11 protein-coding genes and 1 tRNA gene are annotated in these 10199 nt (G+C 66.6%); 5 read left to right on the top strand and 7 right to left on the bottom strand.

The annotated features are described in order from the left end of the window. Positions 1-122: 122 nt before the first annotated feature. The 4 genes from HX774_RS00250 to HX774_RS00235 form a co-directional block, all read right to left on the bottom strand. A tRNA-Arg gene (locus HX774_RS00250) sits at positions 123-199 on the bottom strand. Positions 200-449: 250 nt separating this feature from the next. Continuing rightward, on the bottom strand, positions 450-755 hold the full coding sequence (locus HX774_RS00245) for an ETC complex I subunit (RefSeq protein ID WP_105563558.1): 306 nt from the start codon (positions 753-755) through the stop codon (positions 450-452). Between the two features lie 79 nt (positions 756-834). Further along, positions 835-1137 carry a sel1 repeat family protein gene (locus tag HX774_RS00240; RefSeq protein ID WP_114816983.1) on the bottom strand — a complete coding sequence of 101 codons (303 nt, stop codon included), beginning with the start codon at positions 1135-1137 and terminating at the stop codon, positions 835-837. A 77-nt stretch (positions 1138-1214) separates the two neighbouring features. Further along, on the bottom strand, positions 1215-1934 hold the full coding sequence (locus tag HX774_RS00235) for a glutathione S-transferase family protein (RefSeq protein WP_178823197.1): 720 nt from the start codon (positions 1932-1934) through the stop codon (positions 1215-1217). A 177-nt stretch (positions 1935-2111) separates the two neighbouring features. On the opposite strand from HX774_RS00235, the gene HX774_RS00230 reads away from it, so the two are divergent. Continuing rightward, positions 2112-2666: an RcnB family protein gene (locus HX774_RS00230; RefSeq protein WP_178823195.1), complete on the top strand. Its 555-nt coding sequence runs from the start codon at positions 2112-2114 to the stop codon at positions 2664-2666. A gap of 160 nt (positions 2667-2826) precedes the next feature. Next, on the top strand, positions 2827-3843 hold the full coding sequence (locus HX774_RS19890; protein WP_255499793.1) for an RcnB family protein: 1017 nt from the start codon (positions 2827-2829) through the stop codon (positions 3841-3843). A 148-nt stretch (positions 3844-3991) separates the two neighbouring features. Here the strand turns inward: HX774_RS19890 and gatB are convergent, their stop codons facing one another. From gatB to gatC, 3 genes are read right to left on the bottom strand one after another with little or no spacing between them, the layout of a single operon-like run. Continuing rightward, the gene (gene gatB / locus HX774_RS00220) at positions 3992-5485 is read right to left on the bottom strand and encodes an Asp-tRNA(Asn)/Glu-tRNA(Gln) amidotransferase subunit GatB (protein ID WP_178823193.1); all 1494 of its coding nucleotides are present in this window, start codon (positions 5483-5485) and stop codon (positions 3992-3994) included. 2 nt (positions 5486-5487) lie between these two features. After that, complete coding sequence (gene gatA, locus HX774_RS00215) at positions 5488-6966, bottom strand: Asp-tRNA(Asn)/Glu-tRNA(Gln) amidotransferase subunit GatA (protein ID WP_178823191.1); 1479 nt, start codon at positions 6964-6966, stop codon at positions 5488-5490. Positions 6967-6969: 3 nt separating this feature from the next. Beyond that, positions 6970-7257, bottom strand: coding sequence for an Asp-tRNA(Asn)/Glu-tRNA(Gln) amidotransferase subunit GatC (gene gatC, locus HX774_RS00210; RefSeq protein ID WP_105563565.1), 288 nt, complete (start codon positions 7255-7257; stop codon positions 6970-6972). 119 nt (positions 7258-7376) lie between these two features. On the opposite strand from gatC, the gene ruvX reads away from it, so the two are divergent. The 3 genes from ruvX (at position 7377) to pyrC (ending at position 10185) form a co-directional block, all read left to right on the top strand. After that, complete coding sequence (gene ruvX / locus HX774_RS00205; RefSeq protein WP_178823189.1) at positions 7377-7841, top strand: Holliday junction resolvase RuvX; 465 nt, start codon at positions 7377-7379, stop codon at positions 7839-7841. A 65-nt stretch (positions 7842-7906) separates the two neighbouring features. Continuing rightward, positions 7907-8890 carry an aspartate carbamoyltransferase catalytic subunit gene (locus HX774_RS00200; RefSeq protein WP_178823187.1) on the top strand — a complete coding sequence of 328 codons (984 nt, stop codon included), beginning with the start codon at positions 7907-7909 and terminating at the stop codon, positions 8888-8890. Continuing rightward, entirely contained in the window at positions 8887-10185 is a 1299-nt protein-coding gene (pyrC, locus tag HX774_RS00195) for a dihydroorotase (RefSeq protein WP_178823185.1), read from the top strand. The genes HX774_RS00200 and pyrC overlap by 4 nt, the downstream gene beginning before the upstream one ends. The last annotated feature ends 14 nt before the right edge of the window (positions 10186-10199 follow it).

Below are 10199 nucleotides of genomic sequence, written 5' to 3'. Positions count from 1 at the left end.
GCCCCGCCCCCCACAGGCGACGACGACGGCCCCAAGGTCGTCTCCCTGGACCAATTCCGCAAGAAATAGGCGGCGAAGGCCGGCGCTCGTGCGCCTTGGCTGGACAATGTCGGGATAAGCCCTGGCGCGCCCTGCAGGACTCGAACCTGCAACATCCCGCTTAGAAGGCGGGTGCTCTATCCGGTTGAGCTAAGGGCGCATTGAGCCGGAAAGCGTTGCTCAGTAAGGGGTTTCGCGGCGCCGGGCAAGAGAACCAATGCCCAAGATCAGGTTCGCGTCAGACCGTCCCTTCGGCCACGGTGCACACGGCGCTTTCAGCGCCCCCTTCCTCTCAGCGTTCATCGCCACGCGGCGGTCGTGCGGCAGGATTCGGCTCCGAGCCGAGCCACGAAAAAGCCGCCCGGATCGCTCCGGGCGGCGCTTTTGTCCAAGCCGACGGCTGAGAACCCTTAGTGGGTCCAGGATTGCTTGCGGTTGGTGGCGAAGTTGTCGGCGTAGGCCTTGAGGATCAGCGGCGCGTCTTGCGGCTCGTGCAGGCGGAAGGCGATGCCGTGGCGTTCGGCGTATTCGACCGCCTCTTCCTTGGTCTCAAAGCTCAGCCGCACCTGACCGTTCATGTCGGTGGTGCTGGTCCAGCCCGTCAGCGGGTCCTGGGTCCGCGCCGAGGCCGGTTCGAACTCCAGACGCCAGTCGTGGGTCTTGGCCTTGCCCGACTGCATCGCGGTCTTGGCCGGGCGATAGATGCGAGCGAGCATGGGCGTAATCCTTCGGCGACGTGTCTTGGCCGGGTCCATAACCCGACCTCGCCGCCCGGTCCAGCCGTCCGCCGCGACTTCAGGCGGCGAGCGTGGTCGAACCGGCGTCGATCCAGCGACGCGCGGCGCGCTGCGCCTCGGCGATCTCGTCGTGCTCCATCTCCTGGCTCAGGTCGCGGCGATATTCCCGCGCCTCGATCGAGCCCTTCATGGCCGCCAGATTGAAGATCATGTGAGCCGAGACCCGGTCGATGGGACAGCCGTCCAGACCGGCCGAATAAGCCAGCCCCAGTCGGAACAGGGCGTCCCCGTCCATGTCGACGGTCGGCAGCGGCAGGGCCGCAGTCTCAATAGCCTCAGGCGCGGTTTCGTGCGCGGTCATAGCCAGTCCTCCGGGCGTCGGTCATTCTGACCCTGCCTTTCGAACCCTATTCAAATACCGCCGGTTTGAAATTAGAGTTAACGCCCGCGCTGACCGAACAGAACAGCGCGGGCCGCCTCCGCCGCCTGGCCCGATGCGGCCAGATTGGCGCGCTGTTCCTCGCCCACCGCCCTACCCGCCTGAACCGCCGGTCGCGCCCCGACCCGCTCCATCCAGGCGGCCAGATGCGGAAACTCGGCCAGGTCCTGCCCCTGATGCTTCGGCAGGACCCACGGCCAGATCGCCATGTCGGCGATGGAATAGTCGCCCGCGACATAGTCCCGGTCCGCCAGACGCCGGTTCAACACGCCATACAGCCGATGCGTTTCGTTGGTGTAGCGCTGGACGCCATAGGCGATCTGGCGCTGATCCTTGATCATGGCCGGGGCGTACTGGCGGAAATGGTGCGTCTGGCCCGCCATCGGCCCCAGGCCGCCGACCTGCCAGAACAGCCACTGATCGACCTCGGCCTTGGCGCGCACGTCGGAGGGATAGAAGCGCCCCGACTTGGCGCCCAGATATTGCAGGATGGCGCCGGATTCGAAGATCGACAGCGGTCGGCCGTCCGGGCCTTCCGGATCGACGATGGCGGGCATCCGGCCGTTCGGGCTGATGGCCTGAAAGGCGGATTCGAACTGTTCTCCAGCCCCGATGTTCACGGGCTTGACCACATAGGGCAGCCCCATCTCCTCCAGCGCGATGGAAATCTTCCAGCCGTTCGGCGTGGGCCAGTACCAGAGCTCGATGGGCTGGGTCATCGCTGTCGCCTTTGCTCGTGTCGGGGCCTCAGAGATGGCGCGTGGGCCGGGAACAGACAAGGCTGAAAGCTGACATCGTCATTCAGGAGGAGTTCATGCGCCAGGACCGACCCTGGGCTCCTGTTCAACGGGCCGTCCGAAGCTTCCCTCCGGCGCCCAGACCATGGAGACGTAAGGATGAACCGCCTGACCAAGGCCGCCGTCGTCGCCCTGGCGCTGGCCACCACGGCCGCGCCGCTGGCGGCCCAGGCCCAGAACCGCGATCACCGCGAGTATCGCCAGGAGCGCCGCGAGGACCGACGCGATGATCGCCACGATCGCCGTGAGTGGCGTCAGGATCGACGCGATGATCGTCGTGAATGGCGCCAGGACCGCCGCGATGACCGTCGCGACTATCGCCAGGATCAACGTCGCGCCGACCGCTGGGACCGCAACAACCGCGACTGGTGGCGTGGCCGGCCCGAGTTCCGCGACTATCGCGGCGCCCGCAACGGCTACTGGTACGCGCCGGGTCGCGGCTACTACCGCGTCGATCCGCGCTATCAGAGCTATCGCTGGCGTCAGGGCGCCTATCTGCCCTCGGCCTATCGCGGCTACTACGTGAGCGACCCCTATTATTACAACCTGCGCCCGGCGCCGCGCGGCTATCGCTATGTCCACGCCAACAACGACATTCTGTTGATCGCGGTCGCCACCGGCCTGATCGCCAGCGTTCTGCACGACGTCTACTAGGCCTCGCGCAAGACTTTCAATCAGCCCCGCAGAGCTTGGCTTTGCGGGGCTTCTTCTTGGAATTTTCCTGCTTCCATCGACCGGCGTTCAGCCGTGGTTCATGGCGATCGCGTCAGATTGATGCTCAAGTCGCCAGTCTCGGCGTGCGAGGAACAAGACCATGAAACGTTCCCTGATGGTGTTCACGGCCATCGCCAGCTTTGTCCTACCAGCGCTCGCGCCGGTGGCGACCCTGGCGCAGTCGCGCGAGGTTCAGTCCGACGACAGACCGCGCCAGCGCCCTCAACATCGCGCAGAACGCAGCGAGCCGTCCGCCTCGCCTCAACAGAGGCGTGACAGTCCTCGCCCGGAGGCGCGTCCTGAGCGCCCTGACAGGCCGCGTCCGTCGCGCCCTGCCCGCCCGGATGGCGAACGTCCCGACCGGCCGACGCGCCCCACGGATCAGGGCCGCCCCCAGACGCCCCGTCCCGATCAGCCGCACCGCCCCAGCCGTCCAGAGCGGCCTGATCGTCCGGATCGGCCCGATGTGCGGCCAGACCGTCCCGGTTCGCAGCAGCCTGGTCGTCCGAACCGCCCGGATGGCGACCGGCCCGACCGGCCCAATCGCCCCGATCGACCGAACCGGCCGGACAGGCCGGACAGGCCTGACTGGAATCGTCCCGACCGCCCCGGCAACCATCAGCCCAATCGTCCCAACAGGCCTGATCGCCCGGATTTGAACCGACCGGATCGACCCAACCAACCGAACCGTCCCGACCGGCCCAACCGCCCGGATCGTCCGGATCGTCCGAACTGGAACCATGACCGCGACTATCGCGACTTCCACAATCGCTGGAACCGTGACCAGTGGCGGCGGGACTGGGATCGTCGCCACCGCAGCGACTGGTGGCGCAATGACAGCCGCTTCCGGGGCTGGAACGGCGTGCGGCTCGGCTTCTATTTCGCGCCGGGTTACGGCTACTACAGCGTGCCGCGGACCTACTGGAACCGGCAGTACCATGTCGGCCAGTATCTGCCCGAGGTCTTCTGGCGCTATCAGGTCAACGACTGGCGGACCTATGGCCTGGGCTACCCGCCGCCGGGGACGCGCTGGGTCTATGTCGACAACACCATCTACCTGATCGACGACCGCGACGGCTACATCATCGAAGTCGTCCGCGACGCCTGGAACTGGTAGCCGGGTAAACAGAAAGGCCCCGAGGATCGCACCTCGGGGCCTTTTCCATATCCGTCACCCATATCGCTCAAGCAGCGAGCGACCGCGTCGCGAGCGTTAGCGACCAACGGGGGTCTGGGGGCCAAAGCCCCCAGGTAAGGCTCTTAAATCAAAGCCCGAGCTTTGATTTAAGGATGTCGTTGACCGCCGCCGGGTTGGCCTTGCCGCCCGTCGCCTTCATCACCTGACCGACGAACCAGCCCAGCGCCTGCGGCTTCTCGGCCACGGCGGCAGCCTTGTCCGGGTTGGCGGCGATGATGTCGTCCACGGCCTTCTCGATGGTGCCGGTGTCCGTCACCTGCTTCAGGCCGTGCTTCTCGACAACCTCGGCGGGCGAGCCTTCGCCGTTCCAGACGTAGTCGAACACTTCCTTGGCGATCTTGGACGAGATGACATTGGTCTCGATCAGTTCGACCAGCTGGGCGACATGCGCCGCCGGCAGCGGGTTCTCGCTGAAGTCCTTGCCGTCGGCGGCCAGACGCGCGGAGACCTCGTTCGTCACCCAGTTGGAGACCAGCTTGGCGTCGCGGCCCTTGGCGGCGGCCTCGAAGTAATCGGCCTTGGCCTGCTCCGAGATCAGCACCACGGCGTCGTATTGCGACAGGCCGTAATCGGCCATCAGACGACGGCGCTTCTCGTCCGGCAGCTCGGGCAGGTTGGCCTTGATCTCGTCGATCCAGGCCTGTTCCAGCTCCAGCGGCAGCAGGTCGGGGTCGGGGAAGTAGCGATAGTCCATCGCCTCTTCCTTGGACCGCATCGAGCGCGTTTCGCCCGCCGTCGGATCATACAGACGGGTTTCCTGAATGATCGAGCCGCCGTCCTCGAGGATCTCGATCTGGCGACGCGCCTCGTAATTGATCGCCTGAGAAATGAAGCGGAAGCTGTTGACGTTCTTGATCTCGCAGCGCGTGCCCAGGAAGCCGAAGTCGCCGGTTTCCTTGAACTTGGCGTAGTTGCCGACGCGGCAGACCGAGACGTTGACGTCGGCGCGCAGGTTGCCCTTGTCCATGTCGCCGTCGCAAGTGCCGAGATAGATCAGGATGGTGCGGATCTTCTTGACGTAGGCGACCGCCTCTTCCGGCGTGCGGATGTCGGGACGCGAGACGATCTCCATCAGCGCCGTGCCCGCCCGGTTCAGATCGACGTAGCTTTCGGTCGGCGACAGGTCGTGGATCAGCTTGCCCGCGTCCTGCTCCAGGTGCAGGCGCTCGATGCCGACGTTGAAGAACGAACCGTCCTCAGCCTCCACCTCGACCACGCCCTCGCCCACGATGGGGTGATACAGCTGGCTGATCTGATAGCCGGTCGGCAGATCGGGATAGAAGTAGTTCTTGCGGTCGAACTGGCTCTTCAGATTGATCTGCGCCTTCAGGCCCAGACCCGACTTCACCGCCTGCTCGACGCAGTGCTTGTTCAGGGTCGGCAGCATGCCGGGGAAGCCAGCGTCGACCAGCGACACCTGCTCGTTCGGACCCGCGCCAAAACCGACAGCGGCGCCCGAGAACAGCTTGGCCTTCGACGCCACCTGGGCGTGGATTTCCAGCCCCATGACGATTTCCCAGTCGCCGGTGCGACCTTTAATCAGTGTTTTGTTGTCAGACATGCTCACCACCACTTGGCCGGTTTGGCGACGAAACCGGCGGAGTCTTCCAGTGCGGCCGCGACCTGGAAGACGGTCGCCTCATCAAGGGCCTTGCCGATGACCTGAAGGCCCAGCGGCAGACCATCGCTGCTCAGACCCGCAGGCACCGAGATGCCCGGCAGACCGGCCAGGTTGGTCGTCACCGTGAAGACGTCGTTCAGGTACATGGTCAGCGGGTCGATCTGCTTGTCGCCCAGCTTGAACGCCGCCGTCGGGGTCGACGGGGTCAGGATGGCGTCCACCTTGCCCCAGACATTGTCGAAGTCCTCCGCGATGCGGCGACGCACCTTCAGCGCCTTGACGTAGTAGGCGTCATAGAAGCCCGCCGACAGGACATAGGTGCCGATGGTCAGGCGGCGCTGAACCTCCTTGCCGAAGCCCTCGGCGCGCGAGGCGGCGTAGAGGTCGTCCAGCGACGAGAACTCCTCGGCGCGGTGGCCGAAGCGCATCCCGTCATAGCGGGCCAGGTTCGACGAGGCCTCCGCCGGGGCCACGATGTAATAGGCCGGCAGGGCGTATTGGGTGTGCGGCAGGCTGATCTCGACGATCTCGCAGCCCGCGGCCTTCAGCCACGCAACGCCCTGTTGCCACAGCGCCTTGATCTCTTCGGACATGCCGTCGATCAGGTATTCCGCCGGGACGCCGATGCGCCGGCCCTTGACCGACTGGCCGACCGACTGGGCCCAGTCAGGCGTCGGGATGTCGAGGCTGGTCGAGTCCTTGGCGTCGAACGAGCACATGGACTTCAGCAGGATGGCGGCGTCCGTCACCGTCTTGGTGATCGGGCCGGCCTGGTCCAGCGAGCTGGCGAAGGCCACCATGCCGAAGCGGCTGGCGCGGCCATAGGTGGGCTTGATGCCGACCGTGCCGGTGAAGGCGGCGGGCTGGCGGATCGAGCCGCCGGTGTCCGAGGCCGTCGCGGCCAGGCACAGATCAGAGGCCACAGCCGAAGCCGAACCGCCCGACGATCCGCCCGGCGTCAGCTCGGCGTCCGAACCCTTGGCCTTCCACGGGTTCTTCACCGGACCGAATGCCGAGGTCTCGTTGGCCGAGCCCATGGCGAACTCGTCCATGTTGAGCTTGCCCAGCATGACCGCGCCTTCGCGCCACAGATTGGCGGTGACGGTGGATTCATAGGGCGGCACGAAGCCGCGCAGCATGTTGGAGCCGGCGGTCGTCTGCACGCCCTCGGTGCAGAACAGGTCCTTGATGCCCAGCGGCGCGCCTTCCAGGTCGCCGCCCTCGCCCTTGGCCAGCTTGGCGTCGGAGGCGCGCGCCTTTTCCAGCGCCTTGTCCGCCGTCACCTCGACATAGGCGTTCAGCGCCGGGTTCGAGGCTTCGATATTGGTCAGGAAGGCGCGGGTCAGCTCTTCCGACGAGAAGGTCTTGGCCTTCAGACCGTCGACGGCGTCCTTGAGGGTAAGCTTGGTCAGATCGCTCATGACTTAATCCACGACCTTGGGCACGACGAAGAAGCCGTCCGCCGACTTCGGGGCGTTCGACAGGACCGCATCCACCTTGGCGCCGTCGGTGACGACGTCTTCACGCAGACGCAGGGGCTGGGCGACGTTGGAGGTCATCGGCTCGACACCCTGCACGTCGACCTCGTTTAGCTGCTCGATCCAGTTCAGGATGCCGTTCAGCTCCTGGGCCAGCGGCTCCAGGCGGTCCTCGGGGGTCTTGATGCGGGCGAGGTGGGCGACCTTGCGCACCGTCGCGGCGTCGATAGCCATGGAAATCTCCGAAATTCATCCAGCCGGGGCGCGCGGGAGTCGCCCGGACTGACTCCTGTCGTGGGTTAACCGCCCGATGCGGCTTCGACAAGCGTTCCGCATTGCAATATGGGGAGGCCGTGCCCGTATTCGACCTGACAGACCTGCCCGCCGCCTGCCCGCCCGACACCCCCTGGATGGGGCTCGATCTGGGCGAGAACACCATTGGCGTGGCCGTGTCCGACACCAGCCGCATGATCGCCAGCCCGCTGCAGCTGATCCGCAAGGTGAAATTCAGTCAGGACGCCGAGCAGCTGATCAAGCTGATGAACGGCCGCAACGTCTCGGCCCTGGTCATCGGCCTGCCGCTGAACATGGACGGCTCCGAAGGCCCGCGCGCCCAGTCCTGCCGCGCCTTCGCCCGCAATCTGGAACGCCTGCGTCCCGTCAACGTGGCCTTCCAGGACGAGCGCCTGTCCACCAGCGCCGTCGAACGCTTCCTGATCGAAGAGCTGGACCTGAACCGCAAGCGCCGCGCCAATGTCGTGGACCGCACCGCCGCCGCCTGGATTTTGCAGGGCGCGCTGGATCGCCTGCGTCTCTGATCCCCGCCTGATCTTCCCTACCTGATCTTCCCCTCAGGCAGAGTCGGCTCTATAGCGGCGTCTCGATGACCCATGCCGCTTCCGTCACCGAAACCATCGAGGAGCGACTGACGCCGTTCCCCCGCGATCACTTCCTCGCCGCCGGCGATTTGAACCCGCCCGCCGCCCTGGCGCTGCTGGATCTCGCCGACGCCTTCGTCGATTTCAACCGACAGTCGGCCAAGGGCATCGACCTGATGCGCGGCCAGACGGTCGTGAACCTCTTCTTCGAGAACTCGACCCGCACCAGTTCCTCGTTCGAGATCGCCGCCAAGCGGCTGGGCGCCGATGTGGTGACCATGCCGGTCTCGGCCTCCTCGGTCGCCAAGGGCGAGACCCTGATCGACACGGCGGTGACGCTGAACGCGATGAAGCCCGAGATTCTGGTGGTTCGTCATGCGTCCTCGGGCGCCGTGGACCTGCTGTCTCAGAAGGTCGGCTGCGCGGTCGTCAACGCCGGCGACGGTCGTCACGAACACCCGACGCAAGCCCTGCTCGACCTGCTGTCCTTGCGCCGCGCCTTTGGCGACGTCGGCGGACTGACGGTCGCCATCTGCGGCGACATCGCGCACAGCCGCGTGGCCCGTTCCAACGTCGCCCTGCTGTCGATGATGGGGGCGCGGGTGCGCCTGATCGGCCCGCCGACCCTGGTCCCCGGCGACGCCGACCGCTGGGGCTGCGAGGTCTTCCACGACATGAAGGAAGGCCTGGCCGGCTGCGACGTCGTCATGATGCTGCGCCTGCAACTGGAACGCATGACCGGCGCCCTGATCCCTTCGACGCGCGAGTATTTCCGCTTCTGGGGTCTGGACCGCGAGAAACTGGCCTGGGCCGCGCCGGGCGCCAGGGTCATGCACCCCGGCCCGATGAACCGGGGCGTCGAGATCGATTCCGACGTAGCCGACGACCTGACCGTCTCCCTGATCCAGGATCAGGTTGAGATGGGCGTCGCCGCCCGCATGGCCGTCCTGGCCGCCCTCGCCCACCGCCGCGCGGGAGCCGCCGCATGACCGCCGCTTCCAATACGCTGGCCATCATCAACGCCCGTCTGCTCGATCCCGCCAGCGACTATGACGGTCCTGGCGCGGTCCTGATCCAGAACGGTCGCATCGTCGAGGTCGTCCACGGCCAGGCGACCCAGCGCCCTGACGGCGTCACCGTCATCGACGCCCAGGGCCGCTGCCTGGCCCCCGGCCTGATCGACATCCGGGTCAAGACCGGCGAGCCGGGCAATGAGCCCAAGGAAACCCTGAAGTCGGCCAGCCTGTCGGCGGCGGCGGGCGGCGTCACCACCATCGTGGTCCAGCCCGACACCGACCCGGCTATCGACGACCCCGCCCTGATCGACCACATCCAGCGACGCGGCGCGGCCCTCGACCTGGTCAACGTCCGCGCAGCGGGCGCGGCCACGCAAGGGCGCGACGGCCAGCGCATGGCCGAGATCGGCCTGATGCACGAAGCCGGCGCCCTCTATTTCACCGACGGCGACCGGGTCATCGTCAACACCCGCACCCTGCAAAGGGTGATGAGCTACGCCGCCGCCTTCAACGCCCTGATCGCCTGCCGCCCGGCCGAGCCCTGGCTGTCGGAAGGCGCCGTCGCCACCTCGGGCGAACTGGCCACGCGTCTGGGCCTGTCCGGCGCACCCGCCATCGCTGAGCGTATTCAGCTGGAACGCGACCTGGCCCTGGTCGAACAAACCGGCGCCCGCTTCCTGGTCGATCAGATCTCGACCGAAGGCGCGCTGGAAACCCTGGCCCGCGCCCGCGCTCGCGGCCTGGAAGTCTCGGCCTCGGTCTCGATCAACCACCTCTGCTTCAACGAGATCGACATCGGCGACTACCGGACCTTCTACCGGCTGGACCCGCCGCTGCGCCCCGAGAGCGACCGTCAGGCCCTGGTCGAGGCCGTCCGTGACGGCCTGATCGACGCCATCACCTCGGCCCATGCGCCCGAGCCCGCCGAGAACAAGCGCCGCCCCTTCGCCGAGGCCGCGCCCGGCGCCGTGGGTCTGGAAACCCTGCTCCCCGCCGCCCTGATGCTGCACCACGAACACGGGCTGGACCTGCTGGACGTGCTGCGCCCGCTGACCCATGGCCCCGCCGGTCTGCTGGGTCTGGACGCCGGCGTTCTGTCGGCTGGCGCGCCGGCGGACCTGGTCCTGTTCGACGCGGGCGCTCCGGTTGTGGTCGATGCGGCCACACTGCGTTCCAAATCGAAGAATTCTCCCTTCGATGGCCGCCGTCTGCAAGGGAAGGTCTTGCTCACGGTCGTTGGTGGACGCATCGTCCACGACGCACGCTAAACGGGAGCGAATCA

The organism is Brevundimonas sp. P7753 (assembly GCF_013386595.1).
GTDB lineage: Bacteria > Pseudomonadota > Alphaproteobacteria > Caulobacterales > Caulobacteraceae > Brevundimonas > Brevundimonas bullata.
This window is presented reverse-complemented; position numbering and strand designations above follow the sequence as displayed.

Excerpts from the sequence above, each read along its gene's own strand:
- HX774_RS00235 (WP_178823197.1), bottom strand. The coding sequence starts at position 1,934 with ATGACCCAGCCCATCGAGCTCTGGTACTGGCCCACGCCGAACGGCTGG.
- HX774_RS00200 (WP_178823187.1), top strand. The coding sequence starts at position 7,907 with ATGACCCATGCCGCTTCCGTCACCGAAACCATCGAGGAGCGACTGACG.
- pyrC (WP_178823185.1), top strand. The coding sequence starts at position 8,887 with ATGACCGCCGCTTCCAATACGCTGGCCATCATCAACGCCCGTCTGCTC.
- gatB (WP_178823193.1), bottom strand. The coding sequence starts at position 5,485 with ATGTCTGACAACAAAACACTGATTAAAGGTCGCACCGGCGACTGGGAA.
- gatC (WP_105563565.1), bottom strand. The coding sequence starts at position 7,257 with ATGGCTATCGACGCCGCGACGGTGCGCAAGGTCGCCCACCTCGCCCGC.
- HX774_RS00245 (WP_105563558.1), bottom strand. The coding sequence starts at position 755 with ATGCTCGCTCGCATCTATCGCCCGGCCAAGACCGCGATGCAGTCGGGC.
- HX774_RS00240 (WP_114816983.1), bottom strand. The coding sequence starts at position 1,137 with ATGACCGCGCACGAAACCGCGCCTGAGGCTATTGAGACTGCGGCCCTG.
- HX774_RS00230 (WP_178823195.1), top strand. The coding sequence starts at position 2,112 with ATGAACCGCCTGACCAAGGCCGCCGTCGTCGCCCTGGCGCTGGCCACC.
- gatA (WP_178823191.1), bottom strand. The coding sequence starts at position 6,966 with ATGAGCGATCTGACCAAGCTTACCCTCAAGGACGCCGTCGACGGTCTG.
- HX774_RS19890 (WP_255499793.1), top strand. The coding sequence starts at position 2,827 with ATGAAACGTTCCCTGATGGTGTTCACGGCCATCGCCAGCTTTGTCCTA.